This is a genomic window from Fibrobacter sp. (genome assembly GCA_017503015.1).
GTDB lineage: Bacteria > Fibrobacterota > Fibrobacteria > Fibrobacterales > Fibrobacteraceae > Fibrobacter.
The window spans coordinates 1-25,929 of sequence record JAFVTX010000020.1; the positions used below are offsets into that span (position 1 = coordinate 1).

At 53.0% G+C, this 25,929-nt stretch carries 21 protein-coding genes; 10 read left to right on the forward strand and 11 right to left on the reverse strand.

Translation table 11 applies throughout. The features are described 5' to 3' along the window. The 3 genes from IKB43_03720 to sufB all read right to left on the reverse strand — a co-directional run. Positions 1-1,187 (reverse strand): trans-2-enoyl-CoA reductase family protein (locus IKB43_03720; GenBank protein MBR2469245.1); only part of this gene is annotated, 1,187 nt, incomplete at its 3' end. A 26-nt stretch (positions 1,188-1,213) separates the two neighbouring features. Then, complete coding sequence (gene fabF, locus IKB43_03725; GenBank protein MBR2469246.1) at positions 1,214-2,464, reverse strand: beta-ketoacyl-ACP synthase II; 1,251 nt, start codon at positions 2,462-2,464, stop codon at positions 1,214-1,216. 130 nt (positions 2,465-2,594) lie between these two features. Then, positions 2,595-4,010: a Fe-S cluster assembly protein SufB gene (sufB, locus tag IKB43_03730; GenBank protein ID MBR2469247.1), complete on the reverse strand. Its 1,416-nt coding sequence runs from the start codon at positions 4,008-4,010 to the stop codon at positions 2,595-2,597. Positions 4,011-4,266: 256 nt separating this feature from the next. On the opposite strand from sufB, the gene IKB43_03735 reads away from it, so the two are divergent. From IKB43_03735 to IKB43_03745, 3 genes are all read left to right on the forward strand, one after another. Next, positions 4,267-5,664 (forward strand): hypothetical protein, encoded by a 1,398-nt coding sequence (locus IKB43_03735; protein ID MBR2469248.1) that lies wholly within the window; start codon positions 4,267-4,269, stop codon positions 5,662-5,664. Between the two features lie 8 nt (positions 5,665-5,672). Then, a complete protein-coding gene (locus IKB43_03740) occupies positions 5,673-7,358 on the forward strand; it encodes a hypothetical protein (protein ID MBR2469249.1) in 1,686 nt (561 codons plus the stop codon). A 100-nt stretch (positions 7,359-7,458) separates the two neighbouring features. Further along, complete coding sequence (locus tag IKB43_03745) at positions 7,459-8,178, forward strand: OmpA family protein (protein ID MBR2469250.1); 720 nt, start codon at positions 7,459-7,461, stop codon at positions 8,176-8,178. 3 nt (positions 8,179-8,181) lie between these two features. Here the strand turns inward: IKB43_03745 and ligA are convergent, their stop codons facing one another. From ligA to IKB43_03765, 4 genes are all read right to left on the reverse strand, one after another. Further along, positions 8,182-10,428, reverse strand: a complete 2,247-nt coding sequence (gene ligA, locus IKB43_03750) for an NAD-dependent DNA ligase LigA (GenBank protein ID MBR2469251.1) — start codon at positions 10,426-10,428, stop codon at positions 8,182-8,184. Between the two features lie 69 nt (positions 10,429-10,497). Continuing rightward, positions 10,498-12,456, reverse strand: coding sequence for a hypothetical protein (locus IKB43_03755; GenBank protein ID MBR2469252.1), 1,959 nt, complete (start codon positions 12,454-12,456; stop codon positions 10,498-10,500). 141 nt (positions 12,457-12,597) lie between these two features. Next, a complete protein-coding gene (locus IKB43_03760) occupies positions 12,598-13,467 on the reverse strand; it encodes a PHP domain-containing protein (GenBank protein MBR2469253.1) in 870 nt (289 codons plus the stop codon). After that, positions 13,467-14,015 carry a hypothetical protein gene (locus IKB43_03765; protein ID MBR2469254.1) on the reverse strand — a complete coding sequence of 183 codons (549 nt, stop codon included), beginning with the start codon at positions 14,013-14,015 and terminating at the stop codon, positions 13,467-13,469. Before IKB43_03765 ends, IKB43_03760 begins: the two co-directional genes overlap by 1 nt. Before the next feature lie 46 nt (positions 14,016-14,061). Here IKB43_03765 and IKB43_03770 point away from each other — a divergent pair, with 46 nt between their 5' ends. Continuing rightward, positions 14,062-14,832, forward strand: a complete 771-nt coding sequence (locus IKB43_03770; GenBank protein MBR2469255.1) for a ribonuclease H family protein — start codon at positions 14,062-14,064, stop codon at positions 14,830-14,832. Here IKB43_03770 and IKB43_03775 read toward each other — a convergent pair whose 3' ends face one another. Next, positions 14,833-15,855: an agmatine deiminase family protein gene (locus IKB43_03775; GenBank protein ID MBR2469256.1), complete on the reverse strand. Its 1,023-nt coding sequence runs from the start codon at positions 15,853-15,855 to the stop codon at positions 14,833-14,835. It lies immediately after the preceding gene. A gap of 252 nt (positions 15,856-16,107) precedes the next feature. Here IKB43_03775 and IKB43_03780 point away from each other — a divergent pair, with 252 nt between their 5' ends. Genes IKB43_03780 through IKB43_03795 form a run of 4 tightly spaced genes read left to right on the forward strand, consistent with a single transcriptional unit; the run spans position 16,108 to position 19,381 of the window. Beyond that, entirely contained in the window at positions 16,108-16,944 is an 837-nt protein-coding gene (locus tag IKB43_03780) for a TIGR02147 family protein (protein MBR2469257.1), read from the forward strand. A 22-nt stretch (positions 16,945-16,966) separates the two neighbouring features. Next, positions 16,967-17,593, forward strand: coding sequence for a hypothetical protein (locus IKB43_03785; GenBank protein ID MBR2469258.1), 627 nt, complete (start codon positions 16,967-16,969; stop codon positions 17,591-17,593). A gap of 1 nt (position 17,594) precedes the next feature. Continuing rightward, positions 17,595-18,905 (forward strand): hypothetical protein, encoded by a 1,311-nt coding sequence (locus IKB43_03790; protein MBR2469259.1) that lies wholly within the window; start codon positions 17,595-17,597, stop codon positions 18,903-18,905. A gap of 14 nt (positions 18,906-18,919) precedes the next feature. Next, a complete protein-coding gene (locus IKB43_03795; GenBank protein ID MBR2469260.1) occupies positions 18,920-19,381 on the forward strand; it encodes a hypothetical protein in 462 nt (153 codons plus the stop codon). Between the two features lie 24 nt (positions 19,382-19,405). Here IKB43_03795 and IKB43_03800 read toward each other — a convergent pair whose 3' ends face one another. From IKB43_03800 to IKB43_03810, 3 genes are all read right to left on the reverse strand, one after another. Continuing rightward, positions 19,406-20,470: a Fic family protein gene (locus tag IKB43_03800; GenBank protein MBR2469261.1), complete on the reverse strand. Its 1,065-nt coding sequence runs from the start codon at positions 20,468-20,470 to the stop codon at positions 19,406-19,408. 140 nt (positions 20,471-20,610) lie between these two features. Continuing rightward, positions 20,611-21,474: a carbon-nitrogen hydrolase gene (locus IKB43_03805; GenBank protein ID MBR2469262.1), complete on the reverse strand. Its 864-nt coding sequence runs from the start codon at positions 21,472-21,474 to the stop codon at positions 20,611-20,613. A 51-nt stretch (positions 21,475-21,525) separates the two neighbouring features. Then, entirely contained in the window at positions 21,526-23,220 is a 1,695-nt protein-coding gene (locus IKB43_03810; GenBank protein MBR2469263.1) for a proline--tRNA ligase, read from the reverse strand. Positions 23,221-23,374: 154 nt separating this feature from the next. Between IKB43_03810 and IKB43_03815 the strand changes: the two genes are divergently transcribed. Together IKB43_03815 and mnmG are read left to right on the forward strand one after the other, a co-directional pair. Continuing rightward, on the forward strand, positions 23,375-24,748 hold the full coding sequence (locus IKB43_03815) for a redoxin domain-containing protein (protein MBR2469264.1): 1,374 nt from the start codon (positions 23,375-23,377) through the stop codon (positions 24,746-24,748). 128 nt (positions 24,749-24,876) lie between these two features. Further along, the coding region (gene mnmG / locus IKB43_03820; GenBank protein ID MBR2469265.1) for a tRNA uridine-5-carboxymethylaminomethyl(34) synthesis enzyme MnmG at positions 24,877-25,929 on the forward strand (1,053 nt) is incomplete at its 3' end.

The window sequence follows — 25,929 nt, forward strand, 5'->3', positions numbered from 1 at the left end:
GCCATGGTGGCTACGTCGGCGTTGTAGTCCACACCTTCTACGTCGAAACCGTTGGTGGCCAAAAAGTCGTGGCGGTAGCCTTCCAGGTCGCCTACCTGGGCGAAGTTCTCCTGGGTGATGGTGGCCATGCGTTTTTTGACTTCTTCCTGGACCTTGGGATCCATTTCCAGGTCGTCGATACGGATAAGGTGGTTCTCGTCGGTAGGCACGGCAGACCCGGTGTAAAGCCTTTCGGCAAACAGGCGTTCCATCTGCTCGATGCAGCCTTCGTGGGTGCCCTGTTCTTTCATGACCTTGAACAGCACGGACAGGTACAGCGGGATAATGGGGATGACGGCACTGGAGCGTGTCACTAGGCCCTTGTTCACGGACACGTAGGCTTCGCCCTTGAGGGTTGCCTGGAGTTCGGCGTAGAGTTCCTTGGCGGTCTTTTCCAGGTGCTTCTTGGCGCCACCGATGGTGCCGTCGCGGTAGATGGGGTGGGAAAGGCTCGGTCCGATGTAGGAGTAGGCTACCGTCTTTACGCCTTCGGCAAGAACGCCTGCGGCGGCCAGCTGGCGAATCCAGAGCGCCCAGTCTTCACCGCCCATGACTTTCACGGAGTTTTCCGCTTCTTCGGCGGTAGCGGGTTCGGCACTGATGGTGCTGATCTTGCCGGTCATGCAGTCAATGGTTTCGCCGGAAAAGGTCTCTCCGATGGGCTTCAGCACGCTGCGGTACATGACGCCCGTGTCCGGGTCCACACGGACGGCAGAGGCCACGCTGTAGATAATCAGGTCGATCTTCTTGCCCATCTGCTTTACGGTTTCGATGACCTTTTTGCGCATATCGTGAGAGAAGGCGTCGCCGTTGAAAGTGACGGACTGGAGGCCTGCGGCCTTGGCTTCGCGGTCAAAGGCCATGTTGTTGTACCAGCCCGGCGTGCCGGATTTTTGTTCGGAGCCTTCCTTTTCGAAGGAAATGCCGATGGTGTCGGCACCATATTCAAAGGCGGCAGAAATGCGGCTGGCAAGCCCGTAACCGGTGGAGCAGCCCACTACCAGCACGGTCTTGGGTTCACCCTTGAGTGGGCCCCTTTCGGCCTTTTTCTTTTGCACATACTTGATTTGACGAACGACGTCGGCAGCGCAGCCCTTGGGGTGGGCGTTGATGCACATGTTGCTACGAATCATGGGTTGGATGATCATTACACTTCCTTTTTTGATTTGGCTTGTTAGCCATTAAATTTCTTGATGACGACCACGCCGTTGTGACCGCCAAAACCGAGGGATGCAGAAACGGCCACGTCGATGTTTCCTTCGACGCCTACCTTCGGCACGTAATCCAGGTCACAGCCCTCGTCGGGGTTGTCCAGGTTCAGGGTGGCGGGGTAGAAGGAGTCGCGGATGGCGAGGGTGGAGATGATGGCCTCGATGACGCCCGCGGCGCCTACGCAGTGGCCGGTCATGCTCTTGGTGCTGGAAACCTTGATCTTGTAGGCGTGTTCGCCCAGCACGATTTTCAGCATCTCGGTTTCGGTAATGTCGTTTAAGTGGGTGGAGGTACCGTGGGCGTTGTAGTAGTCCACGTCGGTAGGCGCAATATCTGCATCCTTCAGGGCGCGGGTCATGGCCTTTGCGCAGGTCTCTCCACCCGGGCGGGGGCTGGTAATGTGGTAGGCGTCGGCAGAGGCACCATAGCCGGCCAGTTCCGCATAAATCTTGGCTCCGCGGGCCTTGGCGTGTTCCAGTTCTTCCAGGACCATCACGGCACCGCCTTCGCCCATGACAAAGCCGCTGCGGTCTTTGTCGAATGGGCGGGACGCCTTTTCGGGGTCGTCGTTGAACTTGTCGGTAAGGGCGTGCATGCCCGCAAAGCTCTTGATGGAATATTCCGTAATGCCGCTTTCGGAACCACCCGCCAGGCACACGTCCAGACGGCCGGACCGGATGGAATCCAGGGCGACCCCGATGGCGTCGGTGCCGGAGGCACAGGCGGTGCACACCGTATGGGCAAGGCCCGTGATACCCAGAGCGATGGAAACGTTGGCGCAGGCCTCGTTGGGAATCAGTTCCGGCATGGCGAGAGGCGAAACCCTCCGCTTGCCGCCTTCGATGTACTTGTTGTAGGTCTCGTCAAGCACGTCCATTCCCGAAAGGCCATTTCCGGCCACGATTCCCGTGGTGTCTTCGGCCAGCTGTTCCTTGGTGAGTCCAGCGTCCTTGACCGCCTCGTTGGCGGCTCCTACCAAGAACTGGGTGAAGCGGGCCATACGGCGGGCTTCCTTGGGGTCAATTCCGTGTTCTTCGGGCTTGAAATCCTTGATTTCGGCGGCGATTTTTACGGAGCAATTGGAGGCGTCAAAAAGGGTTATGGGGGCGATACCGCTCTTTCCCTGCTTGATGGATTGCCACATGTCGGCTACATTCTTTCCGACGGGAGTTACGGCACCGATGCCGGTAATGACGATTCTTCTCTTGCTCATGGAATCCCCTTTTTTTGCGCCCAAAGATAGCTTATTTTATGCGGTTTTCACACCGTTTTTTGTAGAAAACGATTTGACAAAATTTATCAAAAAGCCGAAATAAGGAAAAAGGAATGTTTTTGTAAGCGCCTTACCCGACGCTGTGCTCGAGCTTGAGCGTCAGCAACTGCCTTGCCTCGGTGGCGAATTCGCCCGGGAGCTCCTTGAACACGTCTTTGCAGAAACCGCCCACCATCGCCTGAATGGCGTCTTCGCGCTTGATGCCGCGGCTTTCGAAGTAGAAAAGCTGGTCTTCGCTGATGCGGCTGGTGGTGGCCTCGTGTTCCGTGGTGGAACTTGCGTTTGCGACGGTGATGTAGGGGAAGGTGTGGGCTGCACTCTTGTCGCCTACCAACATGCTGTCGCACTGGGTGTAGTTGCGGGCGCCTGTAGCCGACTTGCGGATGCTCACTTCGCCGCGGTAGGCGTTGCTGGAGTAGTCGGCGCTGATGCCCTTCGAAATGATAGTGCTCTTGGTATTTTTGCCAATGTGAATCATCTTGGTACCGGTATCGGCCTGCATGTGCCCGTTGGTGAGGGCAACGCTGTAGAACTCTCCGACGGAGTTGTCTCCCAGCAGCACGCAGCTCGGATACTTCCACGTGATGGCGGAGCCGGTTTCCACCTGCGTCCAGCTGATGCAGCTGTTCTTGCCGGCACACTTGCCGCGTTTGGTGACAAAGTTGTACACGCCGCCGGCTCCCGTCTCGCGGTCGCCCGCGTACCAGTTCTGCACGGTCGAGTATTTAATGCTTGCGTTATCCTTCGCTACCAGTTCCACGATGGCGCTGTGCAGCTGCTTGCTGCTGAATTCCGGCGCGGTGCAACCTTCCAGGTAGCTCACGCTGGCGCCTTCGTCGGCGATAATCAATGTGCGCTCGAACTGGCCTGCTTCCTTGTTGTTGATACGGAAGTAGGTGGAAAGGTCCATGGGGCACTTGACTCCAGGCGGGATGTACACGAAACTTCCGTCGCCAAAGACGGCACTGTTGAGGGCAGCAAAATAGTTGTCCCCTGCGGGCACCACCGAGCCCAGGTATTCTTCAATGAGTTCGGGGTATTCCTTGATGGCGTCGCTAATGCTGCAGAACAAAATGCCCATTTCCATGAGCTTTCTTTTGTGGCTCGTATAAATGCTCACCGAGTCAAAGACCGCGTCTACGGCCACGTTGGCCAGGCGCTTCTGTTCGTCCAGCGGGATGCCGAGCTTTTCGAAGGTGGCCAGAAGTTCTGGGTCCACATCTTCGATTTTCTCGTGGCTCTTCTTGGTCTTGGGGGCGGAGTAGTAGACAATGTCTTGCAGGTCCACCGGCGCGAAACTCAGCTCGCCCCAGTTGGGCTGCTCCATGGTCTTGAGCTTCTCATAGGCTTTTAGGCGAAAATCCAACATGAACTGGGGCTCGCCGCGAAGCTTGGATGCCCGGCGGATGATATCTTCGTTCAGACCTTTCTCGAAGGCCTCGTTCTCGATATCCGTTACAAACCCGTACTTGTAGTTTTCGCTCATTTTATGCCTTTTTTCGGCGACAAATGTAGAAAAATATGAGAGCTATGTCCATCGCGCTTGCGCGAATTGTCATAACCGAGCCGCACTACATGCACTCCGAAGGAGCCCAAATGTAGCAAAAGGTGAGTGTTGCGCCTAGAAATTGAGCCGCTTAGACGCTAAAAACATGAAAAGATTGTTTTTTTTTATGGTGTTGGTGATATGTTGCACAAAAAAAGATAGATTAAGTATAAATTATCCTTAATGAAGGAATCTAATGAAACGTTGCCGCATATTGTTTTTTTTAGTTACGGTCTTGGTGTCTGCAGTATGGTCTGACCCGACGGCATCCATTTTTGTGAAGAATGCTGATGAATTCGCCACAATCAAGAAAGATTTGGAAAGTCTGAAGACCGAAGTCGGGGGTAATGCCACTCTGGATTCCCTGTGGGAAGCGGCCAACAGGATTGCGCAGATGAATGACCGCTGTTCCATGATTTCCATTAACGAGGTGTTGGACGACGAATGTAGTCATTTCTATGCGGTAGACCTTCCCGTATTCGAAACCAAGTACATGGAAGTGACAGGTGAACTCCGCCTAGGTTCCATGACCATGGGTAACAGCCTTGCAGAACGCACGGCACAGATAAAAGTATGCGCTTCGGCTCTTGGCCGAATTTTGGTTGCTAAAGATCAGTTGCTCAAGTTGAATGGTTCGGTTGACTTGGAACCGTTGAACATGGAGGGGGCCTTCGACGCCACCTATAATTTCAGTCTATACTTTGATTCTCTCCGTATGGAGCAGCAGAGTAATCTGATGAACCGTTGGCTGGATAGATGTGGTGATATTGTGCTGCGCAAATCGGGGGATGAGTTTGCCCCGCTGTTCCTGGAGTCTGTGAATGAGATCAACGACTCCCTTACAGCAGCCAAGGCCAATGTGATGATTGTGGTGGAACCGGAATACCTTGATTTTTACCTAGACCTGAATAAGGCGATTTCTGGATCTTACTATCTAAATGGAACTCAACTCTTAGGTGTCGAGGCTTTGCCTACAGGCCGCAAGTATTCCCATATCATTGTAAACCTCCCGAATAAAAAGGTGAATTTGCCTCTTGGAATCAATGGCGAAATGCAGAACTTCAAGGGTCGCGTAGAGTTTACCTCAGTGTTCCAGGACAAGGACCTTGTCGGCCGTTGGACATGGGGTAAGCCAAAGATGAATGATGAGTTTGCCGATGTCAAGGCTTCGGTCAAGGAAGAGTCTACCACGGCGGCGGTGGGGGATACTTCTATGCCATTGGTGGAACCAAAGGCTGAGCTCAAGACCGTCGAAGATTCTCTCAAGCAGGATGTTGCTGAAATGCAGGCCAAGGAGAATGCAGCGGCAGAAGCGGCCGTAGCAGCAAAAGAATCTGTCGAGCCGCAGGGAAAATCGGGGTTGAAGATTCATTGGGTTCCGCTAGCGATTGCGGGAGCCGTTGTCGTTGGTGGTGGCGTGATGGCGGCCGTATTCAACAGCAAGGCGAAATCAGAAAGCGAGAAGGAACCGTTGAATCGCGAAGAATACGACGACCATCTTGATAAAATTGAGAATGCACAGACAATGCGTACCGTAGGTATAGGTCTTGTAATTGGTGGCGCTGTGGGTGCGGCCCTTACATTCTTGTTCTAGGAGGAAACATGAAGCTTGGGATTCGGAATATAAAGTTAGGAATGGTTGTTTTTTTTGCCGCCGTTACGATGGCGTTCCTCTTTGTAGGCTGTACCGATTATGCAAATGAGTATAAGGACGACTACGAAGAGGCCTTTGCTGCTGATGATTCACTTTCATCGGATTCCAATGGTTCAAACGATGTAGACCCTGGTTCTAACGGTAAGGAATCTATTTCCAGCGGCAAGGAATCCAATGCCGATGGGAAAGAGGTAGACTCTGGTTCCAGCAGAAATAATGCTGACTCCAATTCCAGTGGCGAGAACTCAGATTCTGGTTCAAGCGAAACTTCGGGAGATAGTGCAGATTCTGGCAGTGCCAACAGCGGGACAGGCAGTTCAAGTAGCAGTGCGACTCCTATTTCAACGACCTCTGTCATTACCGATTACTTGAATCCTGAAAAGAGTTACGGTGATCTCATTGATGAACGGGACGGCCAACTTTACAAGACCATTACCATAGGGACCCAGACCTGGATGGCGCAGAATCTGAATTTCCTATACGAGAAGGGTACGTCACACAGTTTCTGCTACGGTGACGATCCTGCCAACTGTGAAAAATACGGTCGCCTCTATACCTGGTCTGCTGCACTAGATTCTGCTGGACTATATTCTGAAGAAGGCCTTGGTTGTGGAGATAATGCTTCTTGCGGTTACTTCCCTGTATTGCGGGGTGTGTGTCCTGATGGCTGGCATGTTCCGTCTGATAAGGAATTTGAGACACTCACGTCTTATGTTTCAAGTGCAGAAGACCTGCAGGCACTTGGTTTCGCAGAGTGGTCCGGAGCCACTAATACTTCCGGTTTTTCTGCAATTCCTTCGGCCCTTTATACTTATAACTATGGTGATAATAAAGCTGATTACTACTACCTAGGCGAAGTTGCCCGTTATTGGAGTAGAAGTGTAGGTGCTTCCGACCCGTATACTCTTCTTATAAAGAGTAGTCAAAAATTGATAAAGACAAACGACCCTGCCGACAGAGTTTCTGTTCGCTGTATAAAGGATACCTCTCCTAGGTTGGTTGTAGAGTATTCGACGATTACTGATAATCGTGATGGACAGATTTACAAAACGGTGAAGATAGGGAACCAGACATGGATGGCCCAGAATCTTAACTTTAAGAACTATCCTGAGGGAGTGATTGTTCCAAAAGATTATGACGATAAGCCTCTTCCTGAACTCTATGGAAAGCTTTATACCTGGGATGCCGCCGTGGATAGTGCAGGTTTATTCAGTAATGATGCAAAAGGCTGCGGCTATGGCAACAGTTGTGCCAAGGAAAGCGACATTCGCGGGTTATGTCCAGAAAATTGGCACTTGCCGGACCAAACGGAATGGGAAGAACTTATTGCATACGCCGAGAGTATAGGTGGAGATGGGGAAGTTTTTCAGCTGCAGTCCCGCGACAGCGATATTTGGGATAGGGCAACCAACAGGACTGGTTTTTCGGCTTTGCCTACGGGAATATATAGCAGTGTAAGTGGGTTGGGTAACAAGAGCAATACGTATTATTGGAGTACAACAAAGGTTTATAGATCTGGTGACAATGAAGAATTCAAGGGGGTGATTTCCCGTATCATGATTGCTGCGAACCATTATACTTGGAGTGATGAACACAAAGATTATGGTTTGTCAGTCCGCTGCATACACGATTAATCGGATTTTCGTCTAATAAAAATCTATATTTGTGCTGCTCTCCGGGAAATAGCTTCAAGGTGTTTCCTTGGGGTATGGGTTGTTATTTCTAGGAGTTTATATGAAAGGTCTTTGTTTTGCCTTGTCCTTGGCATTTGCCTCTTTGATTGCGGTTCCTTCGGCCTTTGCCAAAGATTTGGCCCCCAACAAGACACATGCGGTGCTGAACATTACCTACGTGAACGATGACGATGTTCCTCACGCCAAGAAGACGCTGACCTTCGTGGGCATCAAGAAACCCAAGAACAAGATCAAGGTGACTACGGATACTTACGGCGAGGCTAGTTTCCATATTCCTCGTGAAGATTCCTACAAGATTCTCTGTGAAAGTCTGACAGGCCCCTTCGAGTGCGGCGAGACTCCCTACGTTTCCCTGACGGCCAGTACCGGCGGCGTGACGGTGGTGTTCGACGACACCCGTGCTGAACTGACGGGCGTTACCTTCAAGGCCGGAAGCGCCGAACTGGTGCCCAGTTCCCTCAAGACTCTGAATACGGCTATTGAAGGTCTCAAGCGTAACACCAAGGCCAAGGTGGAAATCGAGGGCCACACCAGTTCCGAAGGTAGCGACGAATTGAACCAGACTCTTTCCGAAGAACGGGCCGCTAGCGTGCGCGCCTACATGATCAAGAAGGGAATTTCTCCGGACCGGGTGACCGCCGTAGGTTATGGCCCCAGCAGGCCCAAGGCGGACAATTCCACCGAGGCAGGGCGCAAGGCCAACCGCCGTATCGAAATCCGCGTGGTGAACGCCTCTGAAGTGGGCGCTGTTCAGGAATAGTTTTTAGAACAAGCTCAGTTGCCCGTTGCCCTGTGCAGCGGGCTTTTCTTTTTCGACGTTTGCCGTATTGTCGGCGGATTCGTTGCCGCCTTCGCTGCTGTCGCTGCTATCGCTGCCTGCGTCGGAATCTGCCTCGGCGATTTGCTCCAAGAGCCAAGCTTCGTCGTGCACGGGAATTCCCAGTTCGTTGGCCTTGGTAAGCTTGCTTCCGGCAGCTTCGCCGGCCAAAACCCAGCTGGTCTTTTTGCTGACGGAGCCTGCGACCTTTCCGCCGTTCTCTTCGATAAGCTTGCGGGCCTCGTCCCGGTCCATAGTCGGGAGCGTTCCCGTGATGACGGCGGTCTGCCCCTGGAAAAGCGTCTTCACGACGCCCTTGAATTCCGTGGGGCAGCCTAGTTCAATCAGTTCGTCAATTTCCTGGGTGTAGCGTTCCGTGTGGAAAAAGTCATAGACGGACTTTCCAATGCGTTCGCCCACGTCGGTGACGTTCTGCAGGTCTTCGACGGTAGCCGTGCGGATTTTTTCAAGAGTGCGGAAATGCTTGGCGATGTTCCTTGCGCTGGTGCGGCCCACAAAACGGATGCCGAGACCGTGGAGCAGGTTCTCCAAACTCCGTTCCTTGGAGGCGGCGATGGCGTCAAAGACGTTTTTGGCGCTCTTCTTGGCCATGCGTTCCTGGGATTCCAGATCTTCTAGCGTGAGGCGGTAAAGGTCCGGGATGCGCATGATTTTGCCTGTGGCAATAAGGCTTGCGATAAGCGATGGCCCCAGGTTCTCGATGTTCATGGCCTCGCGGCTCACGAAATGCTCGAACAGGCATTGCACTTGTGCGGCACAGTGCATGTTTTCGCAGCGGAGGATGACTTCGCCATCTACATGGGTAAGGGGCTCGCCGCATTCGGGGCACTTCGTGGGGGCAATGACCGGCTCTGCCCCAATGGGGCGAAGCTCCTTCTTGACATCGGTAATTTTCGGGATGATTTCGCCGCCCTTCTCGACGCCCACCGTGTCTCCGTAGTGCAGGTCTAGACGGGCCACTTCGTCGAAGTTGTGGAGGGTGGCGCGCTTGACGGTAGTGCCCGCAAGACGCACGGGTGCAAGGTTCGCCACGGGCGTCACCGCACCGGTGCGGCCTACCTGGAATTCTACGGAAAGAAGCGGCGTGTAGGCCCGTTCAGCCTTGAACTTGTAAGCGATGGCCCAGCGGGGGCTCTTGCTGGTGGTGCCGAGAGCCCGCTGCATGGCAAGATCGTTGAGCTTTACCACCATGCCGTCAATTTCGAAGGGAAGGCTGTCGCGGCTCGCGCCAATCTGTTCCGAAATCTTCATGATTTCTTCGGTATTGTCTGCTGTCCAGTAGTCGTTGGTGTGGAATCCGAGACGCTTGAGCTGCAGCAGGTTCTCTTCGTGAGTCTTGTTGTTGCTCTGGGGAATGTGATAGGCGAAGAATCGCATGGGTCGCGTCTTGCACTCGGCCACGCTCTTGAGCTTGAGGGGACCCGAAACAGTATTGCGGGGGTTCTGGAAAATCTTCTTGCCTTCCAAGATAAACTGTTCGTTCAGTCGCTCGAAGGCCTCGCGCTCCATGTAGACTTCGCCGCGCACCTCGAAAGTGCCCTGCGGGATTTCGCTCGGGTCGATTTTCAGTTTCTTCGCGTCAAAGTATTCGGGAATGTCCGCAATCGTGAGCGCGTTCAGGGTCACGTCGTCGCCCTGGGCGCCGTCGCCGCGGGTGGCCGCCTGCTTCAAGCGTCCGTTTTCGTACACAATCGAAAGCGAGACACCGTCGATTTTCCGCTCGCAGATCCAGGTGTGAGGTGTGAGGTCGCGACCTTCGGTCGCTTTGAGGTTTGAGGTTCGAGGTTCGAGGCTCGTGGCTCGGTGCTTGTCATCCTGAGCGGAGCGCAGCGAATGCGAAGGATCCAGGCCCGCAATCCCGTCCTCGGCGGCTTTCACAAATTCCGCCATCTCTTCGGCGCTATAGACGTTTGCGATGCTGAGCATGGGCACCGCGTGTGCGACCTTCGCAAAGTCGTTGGTGAGGTCGCTTCCGACTTTCTGTGTGAGCGAATCCTTTCCGTGCAGTTCCGGGTACTTCGCTTCAAGAACCTCCATTTCCTTGAGGCCAAAGTCAAAATCCTGGTCGCTCATGGGGGAGACGCCTTCCTTGTAGTAAAGGCGGCTTGCTTCTTCTAGCTGTTTTTTTAGCTCGAAATATCTGGAAAAGTCTTCTGATCTTTTATCGTCCATTTTTCCCTAGCCTCTAAATCCTAGCCTCTAGATCCTAGATCCTAGCCCCTAGCTCCTAGCCTCTACTCTCTAATTCTTAAATGTCCACACAATGCCGTAGGCGAAGCGCAGTCCCTCGGGGGTGTAGCCGGATTCCGGCATGTAGATGCTGTGGTTGAAGTTCTCGATGCGGTTGTAGAGCTCAAAGGAGAGAATCTGCATGCGGGCTTCGAAATCCAGGGCCAGGTAGTGCTTCATCAGCTCCAGTTCGGGTTCGCCAAACTCGTTGATGGTGCAGTCGTAACGGTGGTCGAACCATTGCCAGTCTACGCGGACGCTTACCCCCAGACGGTCACTGACAAAACGGTTCTGCCAGTGGATGCTCCCCTTGTAGTAAAGTTCAGGCGTGTCGATAAGCTTGTATTTCCGGTCTAGCACCTGGCCCCGTTCCAGGTAGAATTTCCAGTTGCCTAGGCGAAATCCCGTCTGTAGCATCCAATCCCAAGTCTCCGCCTTTTTCAGGTTGACCCACTGGAACGCACTCTCTACGGATTCCAGGTTTTCGGTAACCCAGCGCTGCCTGATGGGGCTTTTCACCTTTTCGTGGCGGATGCCAATTCCATAAAAGACTTCCCGGGAATACCAGCCAATGTTGACCGTCTTGCGTTTCCGTTTTTCGTAGTTCAGGTTTTCGTTGGGGAAGGCGACACGGCCCACTTCCATAAAGGCCAGCTGGTTCATGTCGGGGAACTTGTTGTCTCTGCGGATAGAGCCGTTGACGCGGAAATGGAAGGGAAGCATCAGGGTGGCGTCTGCGGAGTAGGCTTTGGCGTAGTCCTCGTCGTCGGTGATGGAACTGTTCCGCTGGAGGCCCGCCTGGGTGCGGAAAAGCAGGATTCCCAAGGTGTCCGAAAGTTCCAGGTAGCCTACCTCGCGGTCCTGCAGGTGCTGCTTGCGGTATTCCTCGAAATATTCGTAGCCGTCCAAAAATTCATACTGGAACTTGAGGGCCGGATTGAACAGCGTGTTGTAGCGGATGCCGAAATCTCCCAGCAGGGTCTCGTAGGTGTATTCCCTCAGGGTGTCGTAGTAGAGACTGTCGGTATGCTGGATGTCCAGCGTGTCTGTCCAGGTGGTGTCGCCCCGGTACAGGTGGGGCAGGGAATCCTCTTCGATTTCGTGAGTGCCGGAATAGACATCGGCGCTGAAAATCAGGTTCTTGATGGGGTAGAGTTCAAAACCTGCGCCATAGCCGCGGCTTTCGATGGAAATGCCGTAGGGGTCTGTCTGGAAGGTGCGCTTGGCCTTGTCCAGGGTGTCAAGGATTACCTTGTGGGTGGAATTGTCGGCATTGTAAAGGTCCATGTAGTTCATCTTCACAAAAGCCTTGCCGAATCCGAAACGCCAGGTCAGCATGGGCTGCACGTGGATGCTGTTCATGGCTATGTTCCTGCCACCGAAGGGGATAGAGGTGGAGTCGCGGCCCATGGAGAAATAGGGGGAGTGGGTCACGTTCTGGTACTCATATTCCTTGCTGTTCTTGTTGGAACGGCTTTGAATTCCAAAGTCCAGGGCCACCGAGTCGGTGATGATGCGCCTGAAATCCAGCCGCAGGGCGTTGCCGTCAAAGGGCCCCCGTTCCCAGGCCAGGTCAGTGACGGGGGTATCTACAGGAATCCCGTGCCGCTCTTCGGTAAGGATTCCGTTTTCGCCGTTCAGGGTCAGGGTGGAGCCGTCGTAGCCAAGCCTTGTTGTGTAGAGTCCCGCCAGTTTGCTGGGGAAACGTCTGCTTACGCTTCCCATGCCAAAGGCCGTGGGGTTCAGTTCCGGGTTCCCGAGAATCGATGTCCCAAGCACCCATTCCGCCTTCTGGCCGGATACGTCGTAGGTCCGTTCCATCAGTTCCCGGAGGGCGATGACCCAGCGGCCCGCGTCGTTTTCACGGACGGCCGGATCCGGGCTGTCGGGGGAGTCCCACAGGGTGTCCTGAGGGCTCGGCTGGGTGTAGGCGCGGGGCGTCAGGGGCTCGCCAAATACGGTCCAGACCATCGACAGGACTGCAAGCAGGCTTATGTGTAGTTTAAATAATTTCACGAAAAAAGCAAATTCCCTATACTACGACCATCTCACTACACATTTCACACTCCACATCCCGCACATCACAACTCATAACTCACAACCCACACTTCTCTAGAACCATTCCGCTCTGGATTTTTCACGCCTTTCGCGGAGGGCCTGCACTACGGAGTAGGGCATTTTCATGCAGCCGGGCATGTAGTTGCTGCTTTCGGTATGAAAGTCCGAACCGCCGGTGCCCACCAGCCCGAACTTCTGGGCCATTTCCTTGTATTTGCGGCCCACGGCGCCCTTTTGGGCGGGGCTATAGACTTCTATCCCCTGGATTCCCCATTCCACCATGTTCTCGATGAACTCATCGCTGAGGCCTGACTTGTAGGGGTGGGCGAGCACCGCGATGCCTCCGGCGTTTTCGATGAGGCGGATGGTCTGTTGCGGGTTCAGTCCCTTCTTTTCCACAAAGGCCACACAGCCGTCCCCGAGGTATTTGGTGAAGGCTTCTGCGAAGTTGGAAATGTATTCTTCATCCACCAGGGACATGGCAATGTGGGGCCGACCGATAACCTTTCCCTTGCAGTAGGAATTCACCTTTTCGAAGGTGATGTCGATTCCCAGGGCGTTCAGCTTCTTGATGATGGCCTTTGCGCGGGTTATCCTCTGCTTGGTAAAGTCCTCCATCTCCATGTTCAGGGCCAGGTTGGTGGGGTCGCAGAAATACCCCAAGATATGGATGTCCTTGCCCTGCCATACCGCTGAAATCTCAATGCCGGGGATGATTTCCAGCCCGATATCCTTGGCGGGCCCCTCGGCCAGCTTGTAGCTGTCCAGATTGTCGTGGTCGGTGATGGAAATACACCGGAGCCCCCTGCGCTTGCAGAGGGTCAGCAGTTCTTCGACAGAGAGGCTGCCGTCAGAAAGGCGGGTGTGCAAATGCAGATCCGCGTAGCCGCCGTTCTCTATCTTGCTTCCTGAACCCTTGTACATCAGGTCACTCCGTAATACTTGGAGATGAGGGCCGCTTCCGATGATTGGTCGGGGTGGAGGCTCAGGTTCAAGAAGGGGTAAAGGGACTCGCTGTTGAAGCCGATACGGCACTGGGCTCCGCTTTTTTTGGCCAGGTAAAGTCTCGGCAAGAAGGGCTCGTCCAGGTAGATGCAAACTTCGGGCTCGTAAGCCTCGATTTTTGCAAGGATTCCCTCGAAAACGGGTTCGCCGAAACGGCATTCCAGGTCGCTAAAGTAGAAGGCGTGGCTCCGCTTGGCCGAAATCAGGGCCTGCAGGCTCTCGTGGGCGCAAAACTGCACGTTGTTGAACCATTCCTTGGGCATGGGGCTTAAGAAAGCCACTGCGTCCTCGAACTTTCGGGGCAAAAACACCAGGGTCTTGGGGTGGTTCTTCAAAATGTCCGGAAAACTGAAGGCTCCGGAATCTTCGCCCGCCTGTTTCAGGAACCACCGACGGAGCGACTCGCTGCTGGCGAATCGCTTGAAAAAGTACTTAAACCGATCGGCAAAGTAAGGCGAAGGTTTCAAAGGGTCTCCAAAATTATAGTCTCACAAAATATATAAATTTGGGCAGATGGCGAAGCAGAAATTCTATGCGATAAAGGCGCCAGACGGCGGAAAAATCGTGCTTTCTTGGGAAGAATGCCAGGAACTCACCCATGGCGTCAAGGGCGTGCTTTTTCGCGCTTTTCCAACGCGGCAAGAGGCGGCGAACTGGCTGAACGGCGTTTCCGCTCCTGCCCCCAAGGGACTCCGCATCTACGTGGACGGTTCTTTTTTGGAAGGCTACCCCAAGGCGGGCTGGGGCTTTATCGTTGTGGAAAACGATCAAGAAGTTGCACATGGCTCCGGAGTGACCGTGTTCGATGCCGAAAGCCGCAATATCGACGGCGAAGTCATGGCGAGCTACCAGGCCATGCGCTGGCTGGAGGCCAACGACCGCACCGCCGTCATCTGCCACGACTACGAAGGTGTGGCACGATGGGCCAAGGGGGAGTGGAAGGCCAAAAGTTCCATCGCCAAGAAATACGTGGAGGCCTGCCGCCCGCTAGTCCATCGGGTGAGTTTCGAGAAGGTGGCTGCCCATACGGGCGTCAAGTGGAACGAGGCGGTGGATCAGCTGGCCAAGAACGCCATCGCCCGCGCGAAAAAGGCCGAGGGTGCTACGCAGGCGGCAAAAGTCCCGCCGAGAAACCTGCTGGACGAACGCCTGAACGAAGGTCAGAATGCCGCCCAGGCCGCACAGGTCAAACCATCGGAATCGCCTGATTCGTCACTGGCTGCAAAACCCCTGCCAGAACCTCTAAAAGACCCGAAAACGGGACAGATGAGCTTGCCGCTGTAATCAAGCACTCTCGTGCTTGCTCATGCAGTGCAGGCTTCCGCCCTCTTCGATGACGGTGCGGCAGTCCAGCCCGATAATCTTTCTCTTGGGATAGACCTTGCGGAAATATTCTTCGGCCACCTTGTCGGCGGCACACCTGTATTTAGGATAAATTAACCCGCCGTTCACATAGATGAAATTCATGTAGCTGGCCGGGAGAATCTGACCATCGGGCAACTTGCGCTGGGGCGGCAGCGGGATGGTGTCCACTTTGGCTTTTTTGCCGTAGTGGAGCTTCAGGAATTCCAAAATGGCGGCGCGGGCCTCTTCCAGGTATTTGCCGTTGGCGCTCCTCGGGCTTGCCGCCGGAATGACCACCCGGTCTTTAGCCACGAAGCGGGCCACGTTGTCGATGTGGCCGTCGGTGTGGTCGCCTACAAGTCCCTTGGGGAGCACCAGCAGGGCCTTGAGCCCTAGCATCTCGCAGATGGCCTTGATGACCTTCGAAAGGTCTTCCACCTTGTTGCGGTTCTTGCCCACGAGGCAATCCAAGGTGGTCATGCCGAGACCGTCGCCGTTCACCTCGATGGCGCCTCCCTCGAAAATGTAGGGGACGCTCACACCATTCTTGTATTCCAGAAGGTCTGCGATGCGCCCGGGAATCTGGTTGTCATTTTTCCATGGAGGGAACTTCGCGCCCCAGGCGTTAAAGACCGTCTCGGAAACCACAGTTTCCTTGCCTTTTTTCACGAAGAAGGGGCCGTAGTCCCGAATCCAGATGTCGTCGGTCTTGACCATGAAAAAACTGGCGGGATAAGGCCTGTCGGCCACGGCGAATTTTTCGTCCAAGGTCAAAAATTTCTTGTTCGGCACCAGCACGTTTACCGGCTGGAACTCGCTGATGGTGCGGATCAGCTCCACGTAGAACTTGCGGATTTTGACGCCACGTTCTCCGTGCCAGTTCAGTTTATTGTGGGGGAAGGCAAGCCAGGTGGCTTCCTGTTCTTCCCATTCTGCGGGGTAGCGGTAAAGTGCTTTTGTCATGGTCTAAATCCTTGTATTGCCCCAAATATAGGTAAAGGTTAAATCATTCCGTAGAAACGTTCAATTGTGCGGCGTTAATAATAGACTTTATGAAAATCATATACTCGCCAACGCTCCTAAGTGTATCCAAAGCGTATCCAAAAATTTTTGATTTGTAAAAACATTTGTAAAAATGATGAAAATTAAACAAAAATGGATTTTTTTGTATCAAAAATATTGACAATTGAGATGCAGTAGCATAGATTTGTAGGTATGAATTCCATCTTGATGTACCAAGACTATAGGCGCTTTTTGCGGGATTATTACGACCTGAAAAAACGGACCTCCGCATTCTCCTGGCGCGACTACTCGCGGATGTCGGGTTTTGTTTCGCCGGTATTCATGCAGAGGGTTTGCGAGGGCAAGGCAAACCTTGGAAAAAAAGCCACCGTCAAGGTGGCGGACGCCTTCAAGTTTGTCGGCATGGAGCGCGACTACTTCTTCAACATGGTGACCTACGCCCAGGCCAAGACCGATGAAAGAAAACGCTACGCTTACGCCGAGATGCAATCCATTGCAGACGCAAACAAGGTGAGTCTTATCGGTGCAGAGGCATACAAGTATTACGATTCCTGGGTTCACCCGGTGGTGCGTGAACTGGCCTCCGCCATGCCGGGAAAGTTGCCCAAAGAGATTGCGGACAAGTGTGTCCACAAGGTTTCCGCCAAGGAGGTGGGGGACTCCATCAAGTTCCAGGTGGATTCGGGAATCCTCAAGAAGGCTGGGGAGGGCGCCTATTCGCAGACGGATAAGTTGCTTGCCGGTGATACCCAGTCCATTTCTTTGGCAGTGCGCTCCATGAACAAGCAGATGGCAGTCTTTGCCGTCGACGCCATTGACCGCTTTTCGGTAGAGGAACGCTTTGTCTCCGGGATTACCATGGGCGTGTCAAGCGAGGCATACGGCAAGATTGTTAAAGTCCTGCGGAAATGTCGCGAACAGGTTCAAGATATCATCTTGAAAGACGACAAGGTAGAACGGGTGCTGCGGCTGAACTTGCAACTGTTCCCCCTGACTGAAAAATTGGGAGACGCCTTCGATGAAAAATAGGGTGTCTGGATACATTGCCTTTTTGCTTGCGTTATGTGGCCTGCTGTTGGGCGTTGTTGCCTGCTCGGAAACTTCCACTGCGGGCGGCACCACAGATGAGAACGCCGTTACCGAAGTATCTGCCGATGAAAAGGCGATTATGGAAAGCAAGGTGGATTCCATCAAAATTTTGGTCCAGGTCGAGCCTGCTGATATTGGTGATTATGAAATCGATTCCACAGACCATTGGTACGAAGTCAAATTCTCCGATGTAGGCGAGGACTATTTCACTATCGAAGAATACGACCCAATCTTTGCCTGCTATGTCCGTGTCCATCGACAAGACTTTGGTGTGCAATTCATTAAAAGTGTAGTGAATGTCGGAGAATATCTGCAGACCTTCTTTATGACGGCAAGTGAGGATGGCGTTACTTACCACACGAAATTGGACAACTACTACAATGAGACGAGTTGCGAGAAGGACCTTGCGGATTTTGAGCGTTCATGCGAAAGTGGTGGCGGGACCCTGTATTGCCATTTTGTAGACTGCAAGACCGGAGAACTGCATTTGACCTGTTCCACCTTCAAGGGTCACTTGTCGGATAGCGTGGCAAACATTTTGGACACTAACGCACAAAAAATGAAACAATGGTGTATGGAGGGTAAGTAAGATGAAAAAATTATTACTTGGCAGTGTGCTTGCCTTGTCGTTCTCGTTGCTTTCCTGCAATGATAATAGTTCCAGCGGACCCGACAAAAAAGAGGGTGGCGGAATTGAAGTTCCCTGTAATGCAGAAAATGAGGGCGAAGTAGTCAACCCCGCCGACAGCGACAAGGAATACGTCTGCAAAGATAGCGCATGGACTGCTCTTGACTCCTCTCGTCATTGCGAGGACTGTAAGGACGAAACAATCGCTATCAGCAGTTCTTCCTCTAATAACAATGTCGTTTTGAGCGCAGAATCTAGCAGCAGTATCATTACGAGTGAAAGTGATGAATCTAGTAGCAGTGTCATTGCGAGTGAAACGAAGCAATCTAGTTCCGAACAATCTACAGAATCTAGCAACAATAATGTTGGTGATTCTTCCTCTTCTGTTGAAACGACAGAGGACGAATCCTCAAGTTCAGAAGAAACGGAAGAATCGAGCAGTAGCGAAGAAACATCGATGTTCCTTTGTGATGACGGCGTGACTTATGTCCTTGACTTGGCAAATTGTGAAGTTGAATCTTCAAGTTCAGAGGATGCCGGGGAATCAAGTAGCAGCGAAATGACAACGCCGTCTAGTTCTGAAAATGTAGAAGAATCTTCGAGTTCTGAAGAAATCGTAGAATCTAGCAGTAGTGAGATAAACACAGTTAGTTCATCGTCATTAAATAGCATTTATGATGCAACTAATAATACTCTAACTGATTTACGAGATGGGCAGGTTTACAAAACGGTAACAATAGGCACACAGGTATGGATGGCGCAAAATTTGAACTATCTTCCTGAAGACACCGTAGGGACTTTTTGGGCTGGTCGCTCCGTATGTGGTGGTGGAGAATATCAGTCTTTTGAAGAAGGTGATTGTTCTGAATATGGAAGATTGTATGAAAAACATATAAATGCGTATGATGGTTTTAATCAAAATATATGTCCTGAGGGATGGAATGTTCCAACAAAGAAACAATGGGATTTACTAATTAGTTCAGTTGGTGGCGAATCTGTAGCGGGTTCTGCCCTGAAATCCAACGAGAAATCTTATTGGTCTGATGATAACCTTTTAAATGAATACAAGTTTTCTGCTATTCCATCAGGATATTTTAGTGAATTGGTAGGATTTAATCGTAGACACAAAGAGCCCCTGGCTGTATTCACTGTACATAGTCTCACATCATATGAAGGCAATGGTATTGACATTTCTGATACGACAGACAAAATTAAATACACTGTATACGGATCTACTTTTTCTATGGCAATTCGATGCATTAAGGAGAATTAAGAAAGGAAAAGAATATGACCGATATTGATCAAACCGATGATTTGGAAAATGGTGCTATTGCAACACCTGCGAACTCTTTTAGAGGGGGCAAGGTATATAATTTGGCGAAAAAATTATTTGTTTTGCCGATGGTCTTGCTTCTTGCCTGTTCCGACGACAATTCCGCCTCTGCGACTGCGGATCCACAAACACCGACATCTTCGGAGTCTACCGGCATATCTTCGTCAAGTGAAAATCCTGGCCAAACAATTGAGAGTTCCGATGAATTTATGATTGTCCCGGAAACGCCGCCCGATTCTGTTCGCGAAGAAATTGAGGCCGCAATGCGCGTTGAATGGCTGAACAACCAAATCAGTCATCTGAATAATGCGAATGAATGCTCTTCCATTGAAGGTGTCACTGAAGAGGAAATATCCTACTGCAAGACAAGGTTCTGCAATCTTTACCCCGAAATCTGGCAAGGCTGCGAAGAATAAAAAAGAGACCTCCAGCGGTGATTCTTACCGGGTTATGATTACGCGCCATTCTCCGTTCTCTGTTCGGACAATGTAGCCCTTATCCATCATGGATTTTAGTTGTCTTTGTATGGCAGACATGTTTATGCCAATGTTCTCCTTGATTTGGGCGTAGGTTATGTCCGGGTTATCAGAGAGTAATTCCAGAATCTTGCTGGAATTTTCAGTGCGAAAATGCACTTGCTCTCCATCAAACCACCAGACTCCGGGACCTTGCTCCTTGACAAATTGTACGTTGAATATGATTTCGTTGGCGTACATTTTTCGGAAGTAGTTTCGGAAAGGGCGGATTTGCGTTAGTGTCGCCCGAGCTCCATCGGATGGAGCGGGCCCTACATCTAAATCAGTTTCGTGAAGTGCTTCGAGATAATCGTTCTTTTGACGGCTGCGTACTACGAGCAGCGGGTAACCATGCTTTGCAAGGATATAGTTGACCATCAGTCGGGCAATTCTTCCGTTTCCGTCTTCAAATGGATGGATTCGAATATACCGATAATGGAATAGGGCGGCAAGGTCTACCGGCGATAGTTTTTCTTCCCGTTCACTCAGGTTGTACCAGTCTACTAAATCGCTCATCAGTGAGGGGGTTTCCTCGGGCGAAGCGTAAGTGAATATGTCCCCATAGCGGGTGACAACGCTGTTCGGCCTTGTCTTGTACTGGCCTGCGTGAATTGTGTAGGATGATGCGTTTCCGTCGGGACGAATGTAGTGGACTTGGTAATCTTCGCGAAGTAGAGTCCTGTGCAATTGCCGTATAAAGTTTTGGGTAAGGGGAAAATTTTTTTCCTGCGATTCTGCCAGAGATAGCTTTAGACAGACGTCGCTTGCCTTCATCTCTTCGCAATCTTTTAACTTGGCCGTTCCGCTTACCTTTCCGAAGAAGAGCAGAAGTTCCGTCTGCCCGTAGGTGAGGGTGTTGCCCTCGATGTGGTTGCTGTTGTAGTTGAAATCGATTGTAAACCGCTTGTTCAGACGATGCCTGTCATACTCGCTGAGGGGCTGCAGCGAATTCCATGATTCCAGGGCTTCTTCGAGGTTTTTCGATTTCATGACCTTAATATAATAAAATTTCATATAAAAAGTGGTATTGTACCACTTTTTATGCGTTTTTTGTTGTTTTTTGTGTGCAAAAATGACCGTAAAGGTGGTATTATACCACTTTTACGGCCAAAAATGCGTTGTCTTAAGGCTTATTCGCCCCAAATCTTTAAAATATCGCCATAGAGATCGATGCGGCGGTCGCGGAAATGCGGCCACCAGCGGCGATTCTCTTCGGTTTCGGCCAGGTCGATTTCTACGGTAGAGACTCCGAGGAAATCGGGCGAGCATTTTTCCAGAATGTAGCCGTCGGGTGCGGCGGCAAAGCTGGTGCCCCAGAACGTGAGGTGGCCTTCGGTGCCGCCACGGTTCGCCGCAATCACGAAGGTGCGGTTTGCAATGGCGTGGCCCCGCATGACGGTGGTCCAGCTGTCCTGCTGGCGCGGGTAGATTTCCTTGGGCTCGCTGTCCATCCAGCCGATGGCGGTGGGGTAGATGAGCACGTCTGCGCCCTTGAGGCTCATGATGCGGGCGGCTTCCGGGAACCATTGGTCCCAACAGATGAGCACGCCGAGCGTACCTGCAGATGTCTTGATGGGCTCGAAACCCGTGTCGCCTGGGATGAAGTAGTATTTCTCGTAGAAGGCCGGATCGTCGGGAATGTGGCTCTTGCGGTAGAGCCCCGCGATGCTGCCGTCCCGCTCGAACACGAAGGCGGAATTGTGGTAGATGCCCCGGGCCCGCTTCTCGAAGAACGGGAACACCACCACGGCGTTCAGTTCTTTGGCGATGCCCTGCCACTGCGCTACCAGCGGGTGGTCCTTTTCGATGGCGAGGTCAAAGAAGTCCGCGTTTTCCTCGAAGGGGAAGTAGGGAGTATGGAAAAGTTCCGGCAGAACCACCAGGTCGTAACCCTTGCCCTTGAGGGCGCGGGCCTGTTCCACGTACCAGGCGTTGTTGCTGTCGAAATCGCCTGTCCACTTGCCTTGCAAAGTTGCGACCTTAATCTTGCTCATAAGTCATCCCCGCGATTCTTGTTGTCATCCCCGCGTAGGCGGGGATCTCCCTTACTTCTCGAAATACTCCTTCGCCTTCTTCACAACGTCTTCTACCTTGACCATGGAGAATTCCTTTTCGTTACGGAACTTCCATTCGACTTCGCCGTTCGCAAGTCCCTTCTTGCCGATGGCGATACGCACCGGAGAACCCCAGAGGTCGGCGTCCTTGAACTTCACGCCCGGACGTTCGTCGCGGTCATCCACGAGCACGTCGATGCCGGCAGCTTCGAGTTCCTTTTCGAACTTCTCGGCGAGTTCCACGAGTTCGGCTTCTTTGCCGATGGGGACGATTTCCACCTGGAAGGGCGCGATGGACTTGGGCCAAATCGGTCCGAAGTCGTCGTGGCTGTTTTCCACGACGGATGCCATCAGGCGGCCCACGCCGATGCCGTAGCAGCCCATGATGGCCGGTGCGGTGGTCTTTTCGGCGGTGAGGAACTTCGCGCCCATGGATTCGGAGAACTTGGTGCCCAGCTTGAAGATGTTGCCCATTTCGATACCGCGAGTCTCGGTGAGGAGTTCGCCGCAGCAGGGGCACTTGCAGACTTCGGATGCTTCGGCGATGTCCGCCACTTCGAACTTCGGGAAGTCGCGCTTCGGGTTGCAATGCTTGAAGTGGAAGCCTTCTTCGTTAGCGCCCGTCACGAGGTCGAAGGAATCGGCAATGGCTTCATCGACGATGACGCGCGTATCGTGAGAATTAATCGGGGACGCAAATCCCGGAACCATGCCGCATGCCTTGATGAGGCTGTCTTCGGCCGGGTAGAGTTCCTTCGCCTTCAGGAGGTTGTGGAGCTTGATTTCGGAAACGTCGAGGTTGCCCGGAACCACCACCGTGATGAGCTTGCCTTCGAAGTCGAAGAACACGCACTTGGCGGTGGATTCGGCCGGGACGTTCAGGAACTTGGTGAGTTCGTCGATGCTTGCGCAGTGCGGAGTTTCGACCTTTTCGAGCGTTGCGTTTTCGTCGCCCTTGAACGGCACGCGCTGGAACTTGGCGATTTCGCGGTTCGCCTGGTAGCCGCACTTCTTACAAAGAATCAGGTAGTCTTCGCCGTTGGGAGTGTCGAGCATGAATTCGTGAGCGACCTTGCCGCCCATAATGCCGGTATCGCTCTGCACCACCACCGGTTCAATGCCCACGCGACGGTAGATGCGCAGGTAGGCGTCGTATTCTTCCTGATAGTGACGGTCGAGGTCTTCCTGGCTGGTATGGAAGCTGTAGGCATCCTTCATCAGGAATTCGCGGACGCGGATAAGACCGCCGCGGGCACGGGCTTCGTCACGGTACTTGGTCTTGAACTGGTAGAGCATCACCGGCAGCTGCTTGTAGCTGTTGAGCACGTAGCGCACGAGGTCGGTCATGGCCTCTTCGTGCGTCATGGCGAGCACCATGTTATGGTTGTTGCGGTCCTTGAAGCGCAGGAGTTCTTCGCCAATAGCCTGGTAACGGCCAGATTCGCTCCAGAGTTCAGCAGTCTGCACCACCGGCAGGTCCACTTCGATACCGCCAATCTTGTTCATTTCTTCGCGGATGATGTTCACGATCTTCTGGATCACGCGGAAACCCATGGGCATCATGGAATAGATACCGGTAGAAACGGGCTTGATGTAGCCGCCGCGCATCAGGAAGATGTGGCTGGGCATGGTGGCATCGCTCGGCGTTTCGCGGAGCGTCACATAAAAGTACTTGGAGAGTTTCATGGTCTTTCCTTTATAGACAAAATCAGCGGGGCTTGAAAAATCCCTATCGTGGGCGTAAAAATAGTAAATGGGTGGCTTGTTTTCCGCTTTTTTGCTAAATTTGGCATTGAGAAATGGCGTTTTGCCAATTTTAGTCTAAAAGAGGTTGATAAAGATGAAGTCCAAATATTTTGCTCTTGGTGCATGTGCCTTGGCTCTGACCGCCTGCGATATGCTGGGTGGCCCCAAGCAGGTCACTATCGGTCCCAATTCCACGGACGAACAGAAATTCGCCTATATGTTGGGTGCCCAGTTCGGTGGCCAGAACTTTACCATGATTCCCCGCCAGGTTGGTGCTGAACTTTACGAAGACGAAGTGGTCCAGGGTATTTACGATAACATCAAGGCAGAAAAGGATACCACGTTCAAGATGCAGGTACCGGCCGATTCTATGCAGGCCGTTGGCGCCCGTTTCTCGGCAAAGGCCCGTGAACGCATGGAAAAGATGAAACCCGACAGTGCCGCTATTGCAAACATCAATGGCGACCACCTGAAGATGCAGGCCTACATGGATTCCATGTCCAAGGCAATGCCTGTGGAATCCGCTCCCATGCCCACCAAGGCCCCCGTGACTCTGGGTGAGAATGCCAGCGACAACCAGAAGTTTTCTTATATGATCGGTGTGCAGTTTGGTGCTCAGTTCCAGTCTATCGGTAAGCAGTTCAATACGGAATTCGATGCTGACTACTTTGTGCTGGGCGTCCGTGAATCTGCCGCCAAGGTCCGCGACACCACTAAGGCCTTGACTTTGCCCGAAGATTCCCTGAAGGCCGTGGGTACGCGCTTCAACGAAAAGATGAAGGTCATCCGCGAAGAGGCTATCAAGAAACAGCAAGAAGAACAGAAAAAGTTGGAAGCCGAAGTAGCCGAACTGAAGGGCGAAACCCTTGCTAACGGCATGCCCGCAAAGATCAACTTCAAGGTGAAGGCCACGGGCATTTCTACCAAGGCCGAAAACCTGGAAGCCTACGCTGGCAAGCCCCTGCTGATGTTCTACTTCTCCGCTACCTGCGGACACTGCGCCCATGCCGCACCCCAGCTGGTGGAAATCGCCAAGGAATTTAATCCCAAGGGCCTGACCTCCGTGGCTATCGCAAGCGGTGGAAACAACAAGTCCGGCATCCGTCGTTTCTCTGACGATGCCAAGTTCGAAGGGGCCTTCGACGTGCTGTGGGACGAATCCCGCCAGTTTGGTGAACTTTACAGCGATGGCTACGTTCCTAAGGTTTATCTGGTGAACCCCGACGGTTCTTACAAGCTTTACGCCGCCTTCGAGCGCGAGAAGGAAGACCTGAAGAAGGAGATCGCCGAACTTCTGAACGGCAAGCCCGTGGAATGGAAGGTGGAAGCCCCTGCCGTTGACACGGCAAAAGTGGACACTCCTGCTGTCGCACAGCCCGCACCGGCTAAGGCTGATGCTTCGACAGGCTCAGCAACCGCGAAACCTGCAGAAGCTAAGCCTGCTGAAGCAAAGCCCGCCGCAAAGTAACAGGTTCTGAGCTCGGGCTTCGCCCTTTGGGGATTTGGGTGTGAGAACTTTGGATAGTAAAGTTTTTTCACCCTAAGCCTCGTTGCTCAAAGCGAGCTTGCGAGCGACCTCATACCTCATAGCTCCTTATGTCTTTAGTCGCATCTTTTGACGTCGTTGTCGTCGGTGGCGGCCATGCCGGCATCGAGGCGACTCATGCCGCCTGGAAACTGGGCGTCAAGACCGCCATGCTCACCATGGACATAAACGCCATCGGTCGCATGAGCTGTAACCCTGCCGTCGGCGGGGTGGCCAAAGGTCAAATCGTTCGCGACATCGACGCTCTCGGCGGCCTGATGGGGCTACTTACCGACAAGGCGGGAATCCAGTTCCGCATGCTGAACATGAGCAAGGGACCAGCCGTTTGGGGCCCTCGTGCTCAGTGCGACATGAACTATTACAGCGAAGTGGCACGGGATGTGATTACGGGTCTTCCTGGCCTTTCTGTAATCCAGGGGGAACTTGCCGCTTTTGAGCGGATGCCCGACGGTGGGCTGGAACTGACCCTCTTGAACGGCGAACGATACGTGACCCGCTCCCTGGTGATTACCAGCGGCACCTTCCTTGCCTCCAAGATGTTCACCGGGCTAGAAACCAGCATCGGTGGGCGAGTAGGGGAGCCCAGCGCCGACAAGCTTTCGGAATGCCTCGCCCGGAACGGGATACGCCTCCGCAGGCTAAAGACCGGCACGCCCAGCCGCCTGGACCCGGATACCATCGACTTTGACGAATGCGAAGTCCAGCGTGGGGACGAATTCCCCTGGCCCATGAGCGACCGCCACCTGGCAGGAACGGTTCCCGGTCGCGACGAAAATTACTTCTGGGGTGACCCGAAAAACAAGTTTATCCGTAACGACTGCGTCTGCTGGATTACCCGCACCAACATCAAGACCCACGACATCTTGAGGAGCGGTTTCAAGGACAGCCCCATGTTCAGCGGGCGCATCCACGGCAAGGGCCCGCGGTATTGCCCCAGCATCGAAGACAAGATCAACCGATTTGGCGACCGGGACGGTCACCAGCTTTTCTTGGAACCGGAACGGGCGGACATCGGCCGCGTGTATATCAACGGCTTCAGTTCTAGCCTTCCGGCGGATATCCAGCTCGCTGCCATCCACACAATACCGGGGCTTACCCGCGCC